Annotated in this window: 19 protein-coding genes, 1 tRNA gene and 1 pseudogene; 11 read left to right on the top strand and 10 right to left on the bottom strand. The window is 64.0% G+C overall.

The annotated features are described in order from the left end of the window. The first annotated feature begins 6 nt into the window (after positions 1 to 6). Both cobT and X750_RS1000000165665 read left to right on the top strand, forming a co-directional pair. Positions 7 to 1,017, top strand: a complete 1,011-nt coding sequence (gene cobT / locus X750_RS158150; protein WP_023746873.1) for a nicotinate-nucleotide--dimethylbenzimidazole phosphoribosyltransferase — start codon at positions 7 to 9, stop codon at positions 1,015 to 1,017. A 250-nt stretch (positions 1,018 to 1,267) separates the two neighbouring features. Then, the gene (locus X750_RS1000000165665; protein ID WP_155922523.1) at positions 1,268 to 1,540 is read left to right on the top strand and encodes a hypothetical protein; all 273 of its coding nucleotides are present in this window, start codon (positions 1,268 to 1,270) and stop codon (positions 1,538 to 1,540) included. Between the two features lie 177 nt (positions 1,541 to 1,717). Here X750_RS1000000165665 and X750_RS158145 read toward each other — a convergent pair. Both X750_RS158145 and X750_RS158140 read right to left on the bottom strand, forming a co-directional pair. Further along, positions 1,718 to 1,793 (bottom strand) — tRNA-Lys (locus tag X750_RS158145). A 106-nt stretch (positions 1,794 to 1,899) separates the two neighbouring features. Then, on the bottom strand, positions 1,900 to 2,808 hold the full coding sequence (locus tag X750_RS158140; protein ID WP_023746875.1) for a PhzF family phenazine biosynthesis protein: 909 nt from the start codon (positions 2,806 to 2,808) through the stop codon (positions 1,900 to 1,902). A gap of 112 nt (positions 2,809 to 2,920) precedes the next feature. Here X750_RS158140 and X750_RS158135 point away from each other — a divergent pair, with 112 nt between their 5' ends. The 4 genes from X750_RS158135 (at position 2,921) to X750_RS158120 (ending at position 6,502) form a co-directional block, all read left to right on the top strand. After that, positions 2,921 to 4,207 (top strand): efflux RND transporter periplasmic adaptor subunit, encoded by a 1,287-nt coding sequence (locus X750_RS158135; RefSeq protein ID WP_023706151.1) that lies wholly within the window; start codon positions 2,921 to 2,923, stop codon positions 4,205 to 4,207. A gap of 4 nt (positions 4,208 to 4,211) precedes the next feature. Further along, complete coding sequence (locus X750_RS158130) at positions 4,212 to 4,916, top strand: ABC transporter ATP-binding protein (protein WP_023744655.1); 705 nt, start codon at positions 4,212 to 4,214, stop codon at positions 4,914 to 4,916. Then, positions 4,913 to 6,130, top strand: a complete 1,218-nt coding sequence (locus X750_RS158125; RefSeq protein WP_023746876.1) for an ABC transporter permease — start codon at positions 4,913 to 4,915, stop codon at positions 6,128 to 6,130. The genes X750_RS158130 and X750_RS158125 overlap by 4 nt, the downstream gene beginning before the upstream one ends. Positions 6,131 to 6,259: 129 nt before the next feature. Further along, positions 6,260 to 6,502, top strand: coding sequence for a hypothetical protein (locus tag X750_RS158120; RefSeq protein WP_023690325.1), 243 nt, complete (start codon positions 6,260 to 6,262; stop codon positions 6,500 to 6,502). Here the strand turns inward: X750_RS158120 and X750_RS158115 are convergent. Beyond that, positions 6,499 to 7,218 (bottom strand): hypothetical protein, encoded by a 720-nt coding sequence (locus tag X750_RS158115; RefSeq protein ID WP_023668380.1) that lies wholly within the window; start codon positions 7,216 to 7,218, stop codon positions 6,499 to 6,501. The genes X750_RS158120 and X750_RS158115 overlap by 4 nt on opposite strands. Before the next feature lie 5 nt (positions 7,219 to 7,223). Beyond that, positions 7,224 to 8,336 carry an endonuclease/exonuclease/phosphatase family protein gene (locus X750_RS158110; protein WP_023746877.1) on the bottom strand — a complete coding sequence of 371 codons (1,113 nt, stop codon included), beginning with the start codon at positions 8,334 to 8,336 and terminating at the stop codon, positions 7,224 to 7,226. Positions 8,337 to 8,493: 157 nt separating this feature from the next. Between X750_RS158110 and X750_RS158105 the strand changes: the two genes are divergently transcribed. Then, positions 8,494 to 9,087 (top strand): BA14K family protein, encoded by a 594-nt coding sequence (locus X750_RS158105; RefSeq protein WP_023741654.1) that lies wholly within the window; start codon positions 8,494 to 8,496, stop codon positions 9,085 to 9,087. 167 nt (positions 9,088 to 9,254) lie between these two features. Beyond that, on the top strand, positions 9,255 to 9,539 hold the full coding sequence (locus tag X750_RS158100; RefSeq protein WP_023685169.1) for a PilZ domain-containing protein: 285 nt from the start codon (positions 9,255 to 9,257) through the stop codon (positions 9,537 to 9,539). 81 nt (positions 9,540 to 9,620) lie between these two features. Here X750_RS158100 and ilvC read toward each other — a convergent pair whose 3' ends face one another. From ilvC to X750_RS158085, 3 genes are all read right to left on the bottom strand, one after another. Then, complete coding sequence (gene ilvC, locus X750_RS158095; RefSeq protein WP_013531065.1) at positions 9,621 to 10,640, bottom strand: ketol-acid reductoisomerase; 1,020 nt, start codon at positions 10,638 to 10,640, stop codon at positions 9,621 to 9,623. 23 nt (positions 10,641 to 10,663) lie between these two features. Beyond that, a complete protein-coding gene (locus X750_RS158090; protein WP_245271367.1) occupies positions 10,664 to 11,329 on the bottom strand; it encodes a TetR/AcrR family transcriptional regulator in 666 nt (221 codons plus the stop codon). A 143-nt stretch (positions 11,330 to 11,472) separates the two neighbouring features. Next, complete coding sequence (locus X750_RS158085; protein WP_023668376.1) at positions 11,473 to 11,931, bottom strand: MarR family transcriptional regulator; 459 nt, start codon at positions 11,929 to 11,931, stop codon at positions 11,473 to 11,475. Positions 11,932 to 12,026: 95 nt separating this feature from the next. Here X750_RS158085 and X750_RS158080 point away from each other — a divergent pair, with 95 nt between their 5' ends. Together X750_RS158080 and X750_RS158075 are read left to right on the top strand one after the other, a co-directional pair. Then, a complete protein-coding gene (locus tag X750_RS158080) occupies positions 12,027 to 12,332 on the top strand; it encodes a Rieske (2Fe-2S) protein (RefSeq protein ID WP_023668375.1) in 306 nt (101 codons plus the stop codon). A 1-nt stretch (position 12,333) separates the two neighbouring features. Continuing rightward, positions 12,334 to 13,074: a glutathione S-transferase family protein gene (locus tag X750_RS158075; protein WP_023746878.1), complete on the top strand. Its 741-nt coding sequence runs from the start codon at positions 12,334 to 12,336 to the stop codon at positions 13,072 to 13,074. Here X750_RS158075 and X750_RS158070 read toward each other — a convergent pair. Both X750_RS158070 and X750_RS158065 read right to left on the bottom strand, forming a co-directional pair. Next, a pseudogene (locus tag X750_RS158070) lies at positions 13,040 to 14,272 on the bottom strand (NAD(P)/FAD-dependent oxidoreductase); the annotation flags it as partial. The gene X750_RS158075 and the pseudogene X750_RS158070 sit on opposite strands and share 35 nt — an antisense overlap. Positions 14,273 to 14,347: 75 nt before the next feature. After that, on the bottom strand, positions 14,348 to 14,755 hold the full coding sequence (locus tag X750_RS158065) for a helix-turn-helix domain-containing protein (RefSeq protein WP_023746879.1): 408 nt from the start codon (positions 14,753 to 14,755) through the stop codon (positions 14,348 to 14,350). A 138-nt stretch (positions 14,756 to 14,893) separates the two neighbouring features. Between X750_RS158065 and X750_RS158060 the strand changes: the two genes are divergently transcribed. After that, positions 14,894 to 15,784, top strand: a complete 891-nt coding sequence (locus X750_RS158060) for an SDR family oxidoreductase (protein ID WP_023668371.1) — start codon at positions 14,894 to 14,896, stop codon at positions 15,782 to 15,784. Positions 15,785 to 15,834: 50 nt separating this feature from the next. Here X750_RS158060 and X750_RS158055 read toward each other — a convergent pair whose 3' ends face one another. Beyond that, positions 15,835 to 16,875 carry an aldehyde reductase gene (locus X750_RS158055; protein ID WP_023746880.1) on the bottom strand — a complete coding sequence of 347 codons (1,041 nt, stop codon included), beginning with the start codon at positions 16,873 to 16,875 and terminating at the stop codon, positions 15,835 to 15,837. Positions 16,876 to 16,937: the final 62 nt, after the last annotated feature.

Raw genomic sequence — 16,937 nt, forward strand, 5'->3', positions numbered from 1 at the left:
TTCCCCATGCCCTTCAAATCATTCGATGAACTGCGCGCCGCCTGTTTCGATCTGCCTGCCGGCAGCGATACCGCCGCCAATGCAGTCGCCCGCCGCCAGGACACGCTGACGAAGCCGCAAGGCAGCCTGGGCCGGCTGGAAACCCTCGCCGCCTGGCTGGCACGCTGGCAGGGCCGCGACATGCCGAAACTCGATCGCGTCAAAGTCTTCGTGTTCGCCGGCAATCACGGCGTCACCGCGCAGGGCGTGTCGGCCTTCCCGTCGGAAGTGACCGTGCAGATGTTGGCGAATTTTGCCGGCGGCGGCGCCGCCATCAACCAGCTTGCCCGCATCGCCGGCGCGGAACTCGACGTCATCCCGCTCGATCTCGATCATCCGACAGGCGACTTCACTGACGTGCCGGCAATGGACGAAAAAAACTTCCTCGCCGCCGTCTCGGCTGGCTATGACGCGGTGACGAACGACCTCGACCTCGTCTGTTTCGGCGAGATGGGCATCGGCAACACCACGCCGGCGGCCGCCATCTCGACCGCCCTGTTCGGCGGCGGCGCTGAAAAATGGACCGGGCGCGGCACCGGCGTCGACGATGCCGGGCTGAAGCGCAAGGTCACCGCCATTGAATCCGGCCTTAAGCGCCATGCCGACGCGCTGTCCGACCCGCTGAAGATCGCCGCCGCCCTTGGCGGCCGCGAACTCGCCGCCATCTTCGGCGCCACGCTCGCCGCCCGCCGCAAGAACGTCCCGGTGCTGCTCGACGGCTTCGTCTGCACGGCCGCGGCAGCGCCCTTGGCGCGGCTGCACCCGTCTGGCCTCGCCCACACCATCGCCGCCCATGTCTCGGCCGAATCCGGCCACCGCCGCCTGCTCGAAGCGCTCGGCCTGCCGCCGCTGCTCGACCTCGGCATGCGGCTCGGCGAAGGCTCCGGCGCCTGCCTAGCCGTCAACATCGTCCGCTCGGCGCTGGAGTGCCACACGGGCATGGCGAGCTTTGCCGAGGCTGGTGTTTCGGAGAAGTAGCTAGAGCGATTTGACGGGAGGGCGCCGGCCCGAACCTTCACTGACCATCGTCGGGCCGATCACTGGCATTCCGGGCTGGTGGCTCGAACAGCACGGCCGCTGAAAGATTCCCCACCTGGGGGTTGGCCCGCTGCTTCTGTGGTGGGCTCTTTTTACTGGCACTATTCGCCGCCGTTGCCGACAAAATGTGATTGACGTAACGGTGACCAGGCGCAATCATTACGGATTGTGCAGGGTGAGGGCGTTTTCAATGAAACTCGTTGTCTTTGGCGTAGCAATAGTATTGGCCGCTACCGGAGCAGCTGTTGCGAAAGAGAAGAAAAAGGTGGCCACCGCTCAGGCTACAACCTCGTGTTCTACAGCTCATAAGAAGGCTGGCAGCAAGCCGACCGCGAAACCGGATTGCAAATCGACAGGCACCGTGGTTGCGCGACCGTCAAATAGGGCCGAAAACTTCCTGGATCATTATAATCCGCGCTTAGGGTATGACACCAGTCCGTGGTTTCAAACTGGCTTTAATTGATGGCGGCTTCGGCTTCCGGGCTTTTCTTAATCCAGCGCGGCCTTTACTCCTTCGCCAAATAGCGCACCGGCTTACCGGCCGCCGAGTTTAAGGCAAACCTGCCGCATGATTGAGGCATGTCGAGGCGCGTCAACGCGTCCGGCATTCCAAGGTCTTCCACCAACTCTTCTAGAAATTTGGTGGGTGCGCACAGGATTGAACTGTGGACCCGCTGATTAAGAGTCAGCTGCTCTACCAACTGAGCTACGCACCCACTCGACCGGTAAAACCGGCGTTGGCGGGCATATAGCCGCCGATACCGGTCCTGTCCAGCCCTGCCGGAATCATTTCCCGACAAATCGCTGAACTGCCGCAGGCGGTCACACGAACAGCCTGCCTTCCGCCACCTTGATGGCATGGCCGCCGATGCGCGCGGAGGCCAGTTTTCCGCCTTCGACAGTGAGTTCCAAGCGGATACGTGACGGGCGGCCCATCTCCAGCCCCTGCTCGATCCACAGCTGCGAAATGCCGTCGGTGGGCGCATCGAAATGCATGATGGCGCCGGCAAAGGCCGCCGCCGCCGACCCGGTCGCCGGGTCTTCATAGGACGGCGTGCCCGGCACGATCATGCGGACATGGAAGGCGCTGTCATGGTTCACCGTCTGGCGGCAATAGACATACGGGCTGGCGAAGGCCCATTCGCTCTTGCGCGGCGCCAGTTCCGACCAGGCCTGGTTGTCGAGCTTGATCCGGCCGGCAGCCTCCAGATTGGCAACCGGAATGGTGACGTAAGGCACGCCTGCCGACCAGAACGACACCAGGTGATTCTCGAAGCCGATCTCGTGCGGCGCCAGCCCGAGGGCGGCGCCGATCGCCTCCGGGTCGGCATCGAGCTTCAGCGGCTCCGGCAGCTTCGCCAGGTCGAACTCGGCAAAGGTGGCGCCATCGTGCCGGCTGACGGCGCAGCGCACCGGGCCGATATTCTCCTCCAGCACGAAGATGCCGGCTTCGCCCTCGCCTGTCAGTTCGGCCAGCGCGATCGCGGCGCCAACTGTCGGATGTCCGGCGAACGGCATCTCATAGTCGGGCGTGAAAATGCGGATGCGGTTGCGATGTTTTGGATTGTCCGGCGGCAGTACGAAGACCGATTCGGACAGGTTGAACTCGCGCGCAATGGCCTGCATGGCGGCTGTATCCAGCCCTTGGCTGTCGAGCACGACGGCCAGCGGATTGCCGGCCAGCCGTTCCGTCGTAAACACATCGTAAAGCAAGTAATTGCGCATCTGCATCTTGGAAACCTTCCGCCTCAATCCGAACATGGCCGAAATTTAATTTGATATTCGAACCACCAAGCCTGATCTGTGCGCAACAAGGGACATTACGCTTTCATAGGGGTCCGGCGTGGACCAGCTTGTCAATCTGCCAAAGACGGAATCGGATTCCGCCATCGAGGCGGCGCTCGGGCTTGATCAGAGCGGCGTGCGCAAGACGCGCCGCCGGGGCTGGCTTTACGCGCTGCTGGCGCTGATCGCACTTGCCGCCGGGTTGGCTGGCTACCAGTGGTTTGCCGGCTCCCCGGCCAAGATCGACTACACCACCACGCCGGCTACCATTGCCGACCTCACCGTCGCGGTTTCGGCGACCGGCACGCTGCAGCCCCTCACCCAGGTCGACATTTCAAGCGAGCTGTCCGGTATCATCCGCTCGGTCTCGGCCGAAGAGAACCAGCAGGTCAAGAAGGGCGACGTGCTGGCGACGCTCGACACGGTGAAACTCGAGGTCCAGATCGAACGCGCCGAAGCCTCGGCCAAGGCCGCTGCCGCCAATGTCGAGGACGCCACGGTAACCCTGAAGGAGAACGAAAGCGCCCTCACCCGCGCGGCCGAACTGACCAGGCGTGGCATGGCGACCGATCAGTCGCTCGAGGCGGCGACTGCCACGCGCGACCGCTCCAAGGCGGCGCTCGATAGTGCGCAGGCCAATCTCGCCATCGCCCAGGCCGATCTCAAGGCGCAGCAGACCGACCTTGCCAAGAGCACCATCTATGCGCCGATTGACGGCATCGTCTTGACGCGTTCCGTCGACCCCGGCCAGACGGTCGCCTCCTCGCTGCAGGCGCCGGTTCTGTTCATCATCGCCGCCGATTTGAGGAACATGGAATTGGTGGCGGCGGTCGACGAGGCCGATATCGGCGCGGTCAAACCAGGCCAGCATGCACGCTTCACCGTCGATGCCTTTCCCGAGCGGCCGTTCGACGCCGAGATCCGCGACATCTCCTACGCCTCGGTCACCACCGACGGCGTCGTCACCTACAATGCACGGTTGGAAGTCGACAATAACGAGCTTTTGCTGCGGCCCGGCATGACCGCCACGGTTTCGGTCGTCACCAGGCAGGCCAAGAGCGTGCTCACCGTGCCTTCAACAGCGTTTCGCTATCGGCCATCGGCACCTGCTGCCCGCGCGTGGAGCCTCAGCGATCTGTTCACCGGCCGCATGGGCCGTGGCGGCAACCGCCGCCAGCCGGTGAAGGCGCCCACCGACGGCTCACGCACGCTCTATGTGCTGGAGAACGGCCGGCCGCACCCGGTCAACGTGAAGATCGGCTCCACCGACGGCGAACTGACCGAGATCACCTCCGGGCTGGATGAAGGTGCAGAGGTTATCACGACCTCGCAGCTGCGGAGCTGACGCCATGGCCGCGGGCCTCATCGGTTTCGACTCGGTCTGGAAGAGCTATGGCCAGGGCGAAGCCAAGGTCCATGCGCTTGCCGGCGTCGACCTCGCCATCCAGCGTGGCGAATTCGTCGCCATCATGGGCCCGTCCGGTTCGGGCAAATCGACCGCGATGAACATCATCGGTTGCCTCGACACGCCGACGGCCGGAACCTACTCCTTCATGGGCATCGACGCCGGGCGGCTCGACCGCAACCGCCGGGCGCTTCTGCGCAATCTCTATATCGGCTTCGTCTTCCAGGGTTACAATCTGTTGCCGCGCACCACGGCGGCGGAAAATGTCGAGCTGCCGCTGATCTATCGCGGCGCGCCGGCCCGCGAGCGCCGCGATCTTGCCATGCAGGCGCTGGCGGAGGTCGGCCTGGTCGGGCGCGAACACCACACGCCGGCCGAACTCTCCGGCGGCCAGCAGCAGCGCGTGGCGATCGCGCGCGCCATCGTCACCAGGCCTACGCTGCTCGTCGCCGACGAGCCGACCGGCAATCTCGACACCGCCCGCACGCATGAGATCATGGAGTTGTTGACGCGGCTGAACCGGGAGCTCGGCTTGACCATCGCCATGGTCACCCACGAGGCCGATGTCGCCGATTATGCCGAGCGCACCATCCGCTTCCTCGACGGCCACGTCGCGTCCGACACGGCCAAGTCGGAGTTGGCGTCATGATCTGGGAAACCGTCCGCCTCTCTCTGCGCTCCATCCGCCGCAATGTGCTGCGCTCGTTCCTGACGCTGCTCGGCATCGTCATCGGTGTCGCCGCCGTCATCGCCATGCTGACCATCGGTTCGGGCACCACGGCCAAGGTCAAGTCGGACATCGCCAAGCTCGGCTCGAACCTGCTCGTCGTCCGTTCCGGCCGCCCGGCAGGCACCGGCGGACCAGGCGGGCTCGACCAGGCGGTACGGCCTCTGGCCGACAAGGATGTAGCCGCCCTCGTAGCCCACCTGACCGGAGCGCGCGCCATTGCGCCGGCGTCGCAGAAACAAGTCCGCGTCATTTTCGGCACCGAGAGCTTGACCTCGGGCGTCACCGGCACCGACAGCGCCTATCTCGACGCCCGCGACTGGAAGCTGGTGTCGGGCCGCCCGTTCTCGGATTCGGAAACACGCTCCGGCACCGGCGTCTGCCTGATCGGCGAAACGGTGCGCCAGCAATTCTTCGGCGCCGGCGAACCCGAGGGCGAGATCATCCGCGTCAACCGCACCTCGTGCAAGATCATCGGCCTGCTCGAACCCAAGGGCTATACCGGCTTCGGCCAGGACCAGGACAATGTCGTCTTGATGCCGCTTGCCGCCTATCAGCGCCGCATTGCCGGCAACCGCGACGTCGACAACATCTATGTCGCCGCCGACGACCGCACGCCGACCACCGAACTGCAGCCACGCGTCGAGGACATTTTGCGCGACACACGCCGCATCACGCCCGACCGCGAAGACGATTTCTCGATCCGCGACATGACCCAGATCGCCGATGCCATGGCCAGCGCCACCACCACCATGACCGGCATGCTCGGAGCCGTGGCGGGCGTCAGCCTCCTGGTCGGCGGCATCGGCATCATGAACATCATGCTGGTGTCAGTGACCGAACGCACCCGCGAGATAGGCATCAGGCTCGCCATCGGCGCGCATGAAAAGCACATCCTCATCCAGTTCTTGGTCGAGGCGACGGTGCTGTCGCTGCTCGGCGGCATTATCGGCATCCTGATCGGCCTGGCGCTGGCCGGCCTCGCCTCGGTGACGCTGGGCATACCGTTTGCGCCAAGCCCGGCGGTCATCCTGCTCGCCGTCGGCTTTTCGGCGCTGATCGGCATGGTGTTCGGCTTCTTCCCGGCGCTGCGCGGCGCCAGGCTCGACCCGATCGACGCGCTGCGCCACGAATAAGCGCCAGATCAGCTCCACCGCAACCAACCGCTATCCACAAGGATGGGTGCTTGTCGGCATCGGCAATACTTGTTGTCGTCCGGTCTGCGATGCTAATTTTAGAGCAAAGCATCTGGTCAAGGAGTGGCAATGAGCAAGAAGGCGCGGCTGATTCTGACGATGGTGATCATCGAAGGCGCCCTTGCAGGACTTTGGTGGTATCTCGCCCGCTACGGCATGGCCAATCCCGATCGTGTCACCGCCGATTTTCAGGCAGTCGTCGGCCAGACGATGGGCATGGTCATGGGTGGATTGCTGGGCATCGGCGTCATCCTGTTCCTCGTCGCCGCCCGCAACGACCGCAAGGCGGCGCAGAACAATCCGCGCCGTTAGCCCCCGCCACCGCCAAAATGCCACTCGACCAGCGGCTTCATATGCGGTGCCAGCCCTTCCGGCAGGTCGGCGGCGTGGCGGATGATCACCGGCCCCTCGATCTCCGGCTCGGTCTCGGTCGCGACGAAGGCGCCGATGCGCCGCGCAATCTCGTCGGCCGGCGCATCGACGTGGTAGCGGCGGAAGAGGACCGTGCCGGTCGAAGTCGACAGCGCATGGTAGCGCTTGCCGCGCGCAGCGCCTGTCAGGTCAAGCCCGGTCTCCTCGCGCACTTCACGGATCATGTTGAAATCGACATCGACGCGGCCATCGCGAAAATCGATCGGCTCGAACGAGCCGGCAGCGAAGTAGACACTGCCGGCCGGGACCGTGTGCGCGCCCATGCGGATCGCCACCAGGGCGTTGTCGCCGGCGACCAGCATGGCGTGGCCATAGGCATGCTCGGCGCCCGTCCCCTGCCGGTTCTTTCGCCACAGCAGGAAGGTCGAGTACTTCACCGCGTGACAACGCCCGACGATCCGGTTGTCGCGCCAGGCGAGCGCCGAGAGCAGCACCACCGTGCCGTCGAACAACGCCGGATTGGCCGTGACCTCGCGCCGCCAGTTGTCAGTGATCGCCTGCGCGTTGTCGCGCTCGAACGGATGCGGGCCGGGGTCGAGCCGGACGTCGATTTCGTCGACGGGCAGGATGACGTTGCGCGGCAGGTCGAAGCTCACCGTGCTCAAGCCATGTCCAGGGTAATTGCGACGGGACAATGGTCCGATGCCTTCGGCCGGTCCCAGCCGGCGCGCGGAAAGCGCTCCACCGCCTGTCCGGCCGGAAAGATGGTGCGCCAGGGCTGGCCGTTGCGGATGATGTCGGGAACCGCCGTCGCATTCTTCGCCGCCAGCCCTTTCGACAGCAGGATGTAGTCGAGCTGGCACAGATGCCGCTCCTTCGGCCCGCGCGTGTGGTAGAAACTCCAGCGGTCCATCTCCGGCCGGCGTTCGACGACATTCTCGCAAAAGCCGCCGGCGGTGAGCACATCGATACAGGACTGGCTCTCGTCGATCACCTGGAAGCGGTAGCCGTCGATAGCGTCGCCCTCGATCTTCACCCGCTGCCGGTAGTCGTTCATGTCGCCGCAGATCGCCCAGTTTTTGTCGGCTGCGTGCTCTTTGCCGAAGCGCTCGTCGATAATGCGGCGCACCGCTTGCGCCTCGGCGATGCGCACCGGCATCGTCGCCTCTCGGCCGTCGAGCCCATTGCGCGGCGAGCCCATCGATTTGAAATGGACGAGGTAAAGCGTCAGCGGCACGCCGCCGACCTTGATGTCGACCTCCAGGCAGTCGCGCCGGAAGATGCGTTCATTGGCCAGGTTGCCGAGCGCCTCGAGTTCAGGCGTGTGCAATCCGAACTGCTCGAAGGTGACATAGGCATGGCTGGTCATGCGCACGAACTCGATCGGCTGACCTTGCGCGGTCTCGTTGCGCATCATCACGGCAACGTCGATGCCGCGCGAATCATTGCCGGCGGTGGTGTATTTCTGCCGGTAACCCTCGCCCACCATCTTGAAGAGATAGCCGTACTCGAAGGCCTTCAGCGCCTCGATGTTGTCGACCTCCTGCATGCAGATGATGTCCGCACGGGTGGCGGCAATGGCGAGCGCGGTCAACTGGCGCGTATCGTCGGATTGCGCGATGGCGCGCGCCTGCTCCAGCATCCGGTATTCGGCTTCGCTCTGGATGTCGAAAAGCGCCAGCGTGCGGTCTTCGTTGAGCTGGTTGCGGAAGCCCGAGTAATCGAACCTGTTCATCAGGTTTTCGACATTGAAAGTGGCGAGGCGCAGCGACATGGGCTGACCTTTGCCTGCAAGCGCCCATGAAAACAAGGGCTGCTCGTCATGGCGGATGGAACCTTTCCGTTCATCCTCCGTTCAGACGCAAAGGTCCATCAATAGGCCACTTCCCTGGGGTATCCGGGCGTGGGGCCTGTATCACTTGGAGAGTGCAATGAGCTCGCTCTTTTCGTCCACCGTCAAATCCGGGCTGTTAGCGCTCGGTCTTTTTTCAGGTCTCACGGCGCCATCCGCCGCGGGCCCGATCCTGCAGCCAAACCTGGCGGTGCCGACAAGCACCACATTGTCTGACATCACACCGGTTCGCGACAGCTGGGCGGGCGGCAATGACCGCCGCTCCTTCAACGATTGGCAGTGGCGCCGCCACGACGGCCGTCGCTTTGCCCGGTCAGGCAACTGGAACAACGGCAACTGGAATGGCGGCAACTGGAACGGCGGCGACAACTGGCGCTGGCGCCATCACCGCCACCATCGCGGCCGTGATTTTGACAGCGGCGCCGCAGCAGTTCTCGGCCTCGGCCTGGGTCTCGGCCTCGGCAGCATCTACAACAACGGCTACTACAATAACGGCTATTACAATGACGGCTACTACGTGCAGCCGGCGCCCCGGCGCTATTACCGCACGCAGCGTCTGTCCAGCGCCCATGTCCAGTGGTGCTACGACCGCTATCGGTCCTATCGGGCCTGGGACAACACGTTCCAGCCCTATGGTGGCCCGCGCCAGCAATGCTGGTCGCCCTACAGCTGAACTATAAACGACAATACACGACGGCGCCGCCCCATCGCGGCGCCGTTTTCATTTGGGAAAGACGGCTGGATTCGGTCACCGCTAACCATATGTTTATCGGCTCAGCCTATCCATGATACGGTGCCCCATCTGACGATCGCGCCGATCCGGTTGCGAAGGACGCCGTCATGGCCGACAACGAGTTGCGAAACAAACACCGGCAGCGCGTGCTGAAAGGCGCGACGATTCTGACCGGCCTCACCAATTCCGAGGTCAAGTGCACGGTGCGCAACATGCATGCCGGCGGCGCCGAGCTGAAAGTGTCTATAGACGCGCGCGTCCCGGACGAGTTCCTGCTCTATGTGCCGGTCGACGGCATCGGCTACAAGGCCATCGTGCGCTGGCGCCGCGACGACCGTATCGGCGTCGAGTTCACCGGCACCGAGCCGAAGCCCCATTGGCACTATGGCTGAGTATCCTGATCGATAAACCGGCATGAAAGAGCCGGCGGATCGCTCCGCCGGCTCTTTGCTCCCAATCCCGACGACTGCGGGTTAGTTCTTGGCCTTGTCGACCAGCTTGTTCTTGGAAATCCAGGGCATCATGGCGCGCAGCTTGGCGCCGACTTCCTCGATCTGGTGGCTGTCATTGTTGCGGCGGATGCCTTTGAAGCGCGACATGCCGGCGCGGTATTCCTGCATCCATTCCGAGGTGAACTTACCGGTCTGGATGTCCTTCAGCACGCGCTTCATCTCGGCCTTGGTCTCGGCGGTGATGATGCGCGGGCCCGAGACATATTCGCCCCATTCGGCGGTGTTCGAGATCGAGTAGTTCATGTTGGCGATGCCGCCTTCATAAATCAGGTCGACGATCAGCTTGACCTCGTGCAGGCACTCGAAATAGGCCATTTCGGGCGCATAGCCGGCTTCCACCAGCGTCTCAAAACCGGCGCGGATCAGTTCGACCAGGCCGCCGCAGAGCACGACCTGCTCGCCAAACAGATCGGTCTCGCATTCCTCGCGGAAATTGGTCTCGATGATGCCCGAACGGCCGCCGCCGACGCCGCAGGCGTAGGACAGAGCGAGATCGAGCGCGTTGCCGGAAGCATCCTGGTTGACGGCGACCAGGCACGGCACGCCGCCGCCCTTCTGGTATTCGCCGCGCACCGTGTGGCCGGGGCCTTTCGGCGCGATCATGACGACATCGACGGTCGACTTCGGCTCGATGAGGCCGAAATGCACGTTGAGGCCGTGCGCGAAGGCAATCGCGGCGCCGTCACGAATGTTTGGCGCGATTTCGTTTTTGTAGATGTCGGCCTGCAATTCGTCAGGCGTCGCCATCATCATCAAATCGGCCCATTTGGCAGCGTCCGCCACGCTCATCACCTTGAGCCCGTCAGCCTCGACCTTCTTGGCGGTCGCCGATCCCGCCTTGAGGCCGATGGCGATTTCCTTGGCGCCGGAATCCTTGAGGTTGAGCGCGTGCGCCCGGCCCTGGCTGCCATAGCCGATAATGGCGACCTTCTTGCCCTTGATCAGATTGAGATCGGCGTCGCGATCGTAATAGACACGCATCTTTTGCTTCCTTCCCGTAGAGATTAGAGGCCTTGCGGCCCGGTTTTTGCTCCATAAAGAGCGAGAAACTGCTGCGTCGCCCGGGCGGCATCGCCGCCGATCGCCGCTTCAGTCAATTCCAGCCTGTCGCCGAGCAGGAGACGGATCTGCACGTCGCGGGCGACCAGCCCGAAAAAGGTCCGGAACGCCATTTCGGCGTCCGTAAAGTCGAGCAGCCCGGCCTGCTTGCCGGCAAGCAGCACCGGCTTCAGCCGTCTGGCCAGCGCGAAACGGCCATTCTCCAGCACGATGGCGCCGAGATCGTCCTTTCCGGATCCGGCATGGCCGACCGCGACGCGGTTCAGCGCGATCGAGGTATCGCTCGAAATCACCTTCAGCCAGTCCGAGGCGAAGCCTTCCAGGCTTGCCGTCAGCGAGGCAAGATCCAGCCGCTCACCGTCGACCGGCACCACGCGCACTTTCGATGCCTGCCACTGCACGGTCGCCGTCAGCAGTCCGTCGCGGTCGCCGAACCATTTGTAGAGCGTTTCCTTCGAGCAGCTGGCGCGGCGCGCCACCGCCGTCATGGTCAGATTGTCGCCCTCCTCGACCAGCAGCCGCAAAGCCGCGTCCAAGACGGCCTTTTGCCGCTCTGTCAGCACTTCGCTGGTATCGATCTCGGCCCTTGCCTGCAACAATTTCCTGCCCATTCGATGAGGTCGCCGGGTCGCCTCGAACGGCGTACCGTACGTTACGGTTCGGCATATTGCGCAATCCTATGCTCGACGCAAGGGGTCAGGTAGAAAAATCGTCGACGTGAGAGCCGCCGAGCAAACCACGAGATTCTGACGGATCAATCATCGGCGGGCGGATGGCGCAGCTCTCCAAGCAGGCTCGCCAGTATCTTCAGCTCCTCCGCGGAGAGTTTTGCGCCGACCAATTCCGCAATCGACCGTCCATAGACAGCCCACATCCGTCGCCGCGTCTGACGGCCCTTGGCCGAGATGCGGATGGTCTGGCCGCGGCCGTCATCGGCAGCCCTGAGCTTCTCGACCAGTCCGTCTGCCTCGAGGCGCGCCAGAAGCCGCGAGATGTTATACTGCGCAAACAGTGTGCGCTCAGTCAGCTGGAATGGCCGCAGCCCGCCCTCACCCGCCTCGGCGAGTTCATGCAGCACGTCATACCAGTCGAGCGGCGGCAAGCCGCTAGTCTTCAAAGCCTCTTCCGCCTTTTCGATGAGCTGGCGCGAAACCCGCATCAGGCGGGCCCAGGCCTTGACGGCTTCGGGCGAAGGCGTGGTTGTTTTGGTCATGACCCATCCTAGGCGGTAGATGCAGTTGCATCAAGCTTGACGGTCAATGCACTTGCATCTATATGCATGCAACTGCATCGATCCGGGAAAGATCCATGAAACACGAAATTTGCAAAGTCGCCGACGTCCCACAGACGGGCAGCCTGATCGCACCGTTCTTCGGCCGCGAGGTCCATGTCTGGCGCAGCGGCGAGCGTGTCCGTGCCGCCGCCAATGTCTGCCTGCATTTCGGCGGGCCGCTCGACTGCAAGGACGGCAAGCTGGTCTGCCAATGGCACGGTGCCGCCTTCGATATGGAAAGCGGCGATCGGCTTGAAGGTCCGGCGCCAAAAGCGTCGCGACTGATGTTCCTGTCGACGCGCGTAGAGGACGGCGCGTTGAACTATGTCTGGGGAGAGTGACATGCCTGAGAAGAATGAAATGACTGGCAAGCTCATTCTGGTCAGCCATCATCTGTGCCCCTATGTCCAGCGCGCCGCGATCTCGCTGACTGAGAAGGGCGTGCCGTTCGAACGCGTCACCATCGACCTCGCCAACAAGCCGGACTGGTTCAAGGCGATCTCGCCGCTGGGCAAGGTGCCGCTGCTGATCGTCCAGGCAAATGGCGAGGAGACGGTGATCTTCGAATCCGCCGTCATTCTCGAATTCCTCGAGGAGACGCAAGCCAATCCTCTGCATCCGGCCGACGCCTACGCCCGTGCCCGGCATCGCGCCTGGATCGAGTTCGGCTCGGCGACATTGAACACCATCGGCCGGTTCTACTCGGCTTCGACGGAGGCCGCCTTCCTGGCAGAGTCCACGGCACTTTCGGCCATGTTCGATCGTCTGGAGGACGAACTGGCCGACCAGGCCGGACCGTGGTTCAGCGGCCAGCGCTTTTGCCTCGTCGATGCCGTCTACGGCCCGGTCTTCCGCTATCTCGACGCCTTCGACCGGATCGGCAATTTCGGCATTCTGGACGGCAAGCCATTGGTCCAGGCCTGGCGCAAGGCGTTGAGCGAACGCGCCTCGATCAAGGGTGCCGTGGCGCCGGACTATCCGCAGCGGCTGCGTCTATTCCTGCGTGCGAGAAATTCGTTTCTCTCGACCCTGATCTCGCCGGATGATCTGGCCAGTGCACCTCCTCTAGCCCGATCCGCCTGAACGGATCGATCAAAGTGCCGGCCACCATCGAGGCGAGCACGCTTGGCAGTGGCGGCACCTTTGCGATGGTTGCCACCAGCCTGTCGCGGAAGAAGGGCAGCATCGTGCCGTCCGACTGGTAGAACGGCGTCAGCGCCAGCGACAGCAGCTGGAAGATTCGGACATGCCATCGCCGCGCCCGGGCGTAGCTTTCCAGCGCTGCCTCGACGTTGCCCGTTTGTGCCAAGGCATGGCTGAGTGCTGCCGCGTCGAGCAGCGCCATGTTGGCGCCTTGCCCGAGCTGCGGGCTGGTCGAATGCGCGGCATCGCCGATGACGGCCAGCCTGCGGCCGGCCGGCAGCTTCATCGTGTGGTGGCCGTAGCGCGCCAGCGACAGCTGGTCGAAGCTGTCGATCTGGCTGGTGAACGCCTCGCACTGTGGCCACAGCGAGACCAGTCTCGCCTTCCAGGCGTCGAGCCCTGCCGCGCGCACGTTTTCGGCATCCGCCGGCTTCAGGCTCCAGAAGAACGCCGCCATCTTTTCCCCGCCCGGCTCCGGTCGGCCGATCGGCAGGACCCCGATCATCACGCTGGCCTTGTCGTAGCGCTGCAGCAGCGCATTTTCGTCGAAGCCTTCGCGCCAGCCGAGCGAGGCCCAGAACGCGCCGTAAGTGAGCTGCCGCGGCTGGGCCGGATCGTTGAGGCACCGGCGCAGCTTCGAACGCGAGCCGCTGGCGTCGACCACGAGGTCGAACGGCCCTGCCCTGCGGCCCCCCACCGTTCGGCTCTTGTCGAAGATCAGGATCGCCCGCTCACCGACGTCCAGCGCCTCGATCTCGACACTGGTTTCGATGGCGATACCTTGGCGCTGCGCGGCGCGAAACAACACGTTGAACAATGCCGCCCGGTGCACCGCCAGCCCGAAACGGCCGCCAGGCTGCGCATCGTAGCGCACGGCGAGCACGGTGCGGCCGGTCGAGGCATCGGCGCCATGCAGACGCTCGATGCGGCTCCCCAGCGCCAGAATGTCGTCGAGCAGGCCGAGATCGGCGAGCACGCTCAGCCCGGTCGGCTGCAGGATCAGTCCGGAACCGACGGGCTTGGGTTCCTCGAAACGTTCGAAGATGGTGACGTTGTGGCCCGCGCGCTTGAGATAGAGCGCGGTGGCGAGCCCCGCCGGGCCGGCGCCCGCAATCGCGATGTCGAGAGATTTTTCCATTGCCCGCCCAACCACTGGCCGGACAATCCTTCAGCGCCATTGTCAAATCAAGCCTTTGCTGCATGGACCAAAATATCAGCCACCGGCGTCGAAGGAAGCGCGCGCCGTGCGCACCGCACCATGGTTGAGTTCGGCCCACAGGATCAATTGATGCAAGGCGCCGAACATCGAACGGCCGAGATCGGTCAGGCTGTATTCGACGCTTGGCGGCTTGGTCGGGAACACTTCGCGATGAACAAAGCCGTCGCGCTGCAGATCGTGGAGCGTCTGGGTGAGCATGCGCTGCGAGATGTCGGGCACCAGGCGCCGCAACTCGCCGAAACGATAGGGCTGCTCTGCGAGCGCCGCCATCAGCAGCGAACTCCATTTGCCGTTCACGCCCTGCATCACGTCGCGAACCGGGCAATCGGCAATGTTTGCGCCATCGCTGGTGGCTTTGAGTATATTGAGCTTGGTTCTCAGATTGACGACCTTGCCGTCCATGGCTGCTGGTTCCCTGGCGGTGCCTACCTCCCTAAAAACTGCCTTCTTTACGGTGGCCGGTCAATTCTTATTTTAGTGCTGGTCTCTTTTTGAGACTGTCAGAAGCACCCGCCACCCGGCGCAATTTCAGGATCCCCCATGACCGCAACCCTTCTCGTCACCGGCGCTTCCGGCCAGCTTGGCCGCGGCGTCATCAACCACCTGCTGGACACATTAAAGGTCCCCGCAAACCGCATCATCGCCACCACCCGTACACCCGCCAACCTTGCCGATCTGGCGGTGCGCGGCGTCGTCGTCAGAGCCGCTGACTTCAACGACCCGCAATCGCTTGCCGAGGCCTTCGCGGGAGCCGACCGGGCACTCGTCATCTCGACCAACGAACTTGAGGTACAGGGGAAGCGGCGCGAGCAGCAGCTTGCGGCGGTGACGGCGGCCAAACAGGCTGGCGTCGGCCACCTGCTGTACACCTCGATGCCCAACCCCGAGCCTGGTTCGCCGGTTGTTTTCGCGCCCGACCACTACGACACCGAACAGGCGATCAAGGCGAGCGGGATCCCCTACACGATATTCCGCAACGGCTGGTATAACGAGAACCTGTTCATGGCGTTGCCGCAGGTTCTGGCGTCGGGTCAGTGGTACACCTCCGCCGGCGACGGCGCCATTTCCTACGGCACGCGCGACGATTTCGCGGCGGCGATCGCAGCGGGGCTCGCCTCGGACAGCAGCGAAAGCGCGACTTACACGCTCACCGGCCCCAGTGCGTATACGGCTGCCGAAGTGGCGGCGTTGGTCACCGAGGTCACCAGCAAGCCGATCAAGGTCATCCAGCTTTCCGACGAAGCCCTGACCGAGGGAATGAAGTCGGCCGGCCTGCCTGAACCCTTCGCCAAGGTGCTGGTTTCATTCGACGCCGCCGCCCGCGCCGGTGACCTCGGCATGGTGACCGACGCGGTCGAAAAACTCTCCGGCCGAAAGTCGGTGCCGCTGAAGCAGTTTCTGGAGACGAACAAGGCTGCACTGGCCGGCTGAAAGCTGCCGTTGCGGGACGCCGAGCCCTTAAGGTTCGGCCTCCCGCACAATTACTTACGTCGCTTGACCAGTCCCAGCCGGATCAGGCTTTCGCCCGTGGCAGTCAACGCATCTTCGCGCGAGCGTGGCGCCCAGCCGAGCACGCGCACCGCCTTGGCGTTGGTGGCGTTCTTGATCTTGCCCAGTTCCGTTGCGAGTTGTGCCGCTTCCGGATTGAACAGCCCGATGATGCGCACCAGCCAATCGGGAAACTCCCGCGTCGAGACGCGCGACCCCGCCGGCCCGAGCCGCGTCTTCAGGGTCTGCGCGATCTCGCGCACTGTCATGAAATCGCCGGCGACAGCGAGGAACCGTTCGCCCTTGGCGGCGGGGTGGGTCATGGCGCGAACATGCAGATCCGCCACGTCGCGCGCGTCGACGACGCCGAAGGACAGGCGCGGCAGCCCAGGCACGGCGCCGTTCAGCATGCGCTGGACAAATTCGGTCGAGGTCGAATGGTCCGCGCCGAGCACCGGTCCAAAGATGCCAACGGGATTGACGACCGCAAGCTCCAGCGCGCCGCCCTGCTCGGCGATGAAATCCCAGGCCGCGCGCTCGGCGAGCGTCTTGGACTTCACATAGGCGCTGACCTTGCCTGCCGGATCGGTCCAGTTTTCCTCGTTGAAAGGCTGCCCATCCGCGCGCATCTTGCCATAGCCGACGGCCGCGAAGGATGAGGTGAGCACGACGCGCCTGACCCCGGCATCCCGCGCCGCCCGCAGCACGCGCAACGCGCCCTCGCGCGCCGGAAGGATCAGGTCATCCTCATGCGTGGGCACGCCGGGCGGAAAAGGCGATGCGACATGCAGCACGTAATCGCAGCCGGCCACCGCCGCCGGCCAGCCTGCGTCGGCCATCAGATCGGCATGGGCGAATGAAAGGGCGTCACCGGGCTCCGTGCCACCTGCCTTGAGCATGGCGAGCACATCGGCTTCGCGCCTGGCCGATCGCACGGAGGTGCGGACGCGGTAGCCGGCCTTCAACAGTTCGAGGATGCAGTGAGCGCCGAGGAAGCCGGACCCGCCGGTGACCAGCACCAATTCGCCGCTCATATTAGCCTCCTCAACGATTTATCCCTTCGAGACCCCTTAGATCGCCACCTGCGTGCCGATCT

This window comes from Mesorhizobium sp. LNJC391B00 (assembly GCF_000502535.1).
GTDB lineage: Bacteria > Pseudomonadota > Alphaproteobacteria > Rhizobiales > Rhizobiaceae > Mesorhizobium.

Excerpts from the sequence above, each read along its gene's own strand:
- X750_RS158120 (WP_023690325.1), top strand. The coding sequence starts at position 6,260 with ATGAGCAAGAAGGCGCGGCTGATTCTGACGATGGTGATCATCGAAGGC.
- X750_RS158055 (WP_023746880.1), bottom strand. The coding sequence starts at position 16,875 with ATGAGCGGCGAATTGGTGCTGGTCACCGGCGGGTCCGGCTTCCTCGGC.
- X750_RS158130 (WP_023744655.1), top strand. The coding sequence starts at position 4,212 with ATGGCCGCGGGCCTCATCGGTTTCGACTCGGTCTGGAAGAGCTATGGC.
- X750_RS158090 (WP_245271367.1), bottom strand. The coding sequence starts at position 11,329 with ATGGGCAGGAAATTGTTGCAGGCAAGGGCCGAGATCGATACCAGCGAA.
- X750_RS158125 (WP_023746876.1), top strand. The coding sequence starts at position 4,913 with ATGATCTGGGAAACCGTCCGCCTCTCTCTGCGCTCCATCCGCCGCAAT.
- ilvC (WP_013531065.1), bottom strand. The coding sequence starts at position 10,640 with ATGCGTGTCTATTACGATCGCGACGCCGATCTCAATCTGATCAAGGGC.
- X750_RS158060 (WP_023668371.1), top strand. The coding sequence starts at position 14,894 with ATGACCGCAACCCTTCTCGTCACCGGCGCTTCCGGCCAGCTTGGCCGC.
- X750_RS158080 (WP_023668375.1), top strand. The coding sequence starts at position 12,027 with ATGAAACACGAAATTTGCAAAGTCGCCGACGTCCCACAGACGGGCAGC.
- cobT (WP_023746873.1), top strand. The coding sequence starts at position 7 with ATGCCCTTCAAATCATTCGATGAACTGCGCGCCGCCTGTTTCGATCTG.
- X750_RS158075 (WP_023746878.1), top strand. The coding sequence starts at position 12,334 with ATGCCTGAGAAGAATGAAATGACTGGCAAGCTCATTCTGGTCAGCCAT.
- X750_RS158085 (WP_023668376.1), bottom strand. The coding sequence starts at position 11,931 with ATGACCAAAACAACCACGCCTTCGCCCGAAGCCGTCAAGGCCTGGGCC.
- X750_RS158110 (WP_023746877.1), bottom strand. The coding sequence starts at position 8,336 with ATGTCGCTGCGCCTCGCCACTTTCAATGTCGAAAACCTGATGAACAGG.
- X750_RS1000000165665 (WP_155922523.1), top strand. The coding sequence starts at position 1,268 with ATGAAACTCGTTGTCTTTGGCGTAGCAATAGTATTGGCCGCTACCGGA.
- X750_RS158140 (WP_023746875.1), bottom strand. The coding sequence starts at position 2,808 with ATGCAGATGCGCAATTACTTGCTTTACGATGTGTTTACGACGGAACGG.
- X750_RS158100 (WP_023685169.1), top strand. The coding sequence starts at position 9,255 with ATGGCCGACAACGAGTTGCGAAACAAACACCGGCAGCGCGTGCTGAAA.
- X750_RS158105 (WP_023741654.1), top strand. The coding sequence starts at position 8,494 with ATGAGCTCGCTCTTTTCGTCCACCGTCAAATCCGGGCTGTTAGCGCTC.
- X750_RS158065 (WP_023746879.1), bottom strand. The coding sequence starts at position 14,755 with ATGGACGGCAAGGTCGTCAATCTGAGAACCAAGCTCAATATACTCAAA.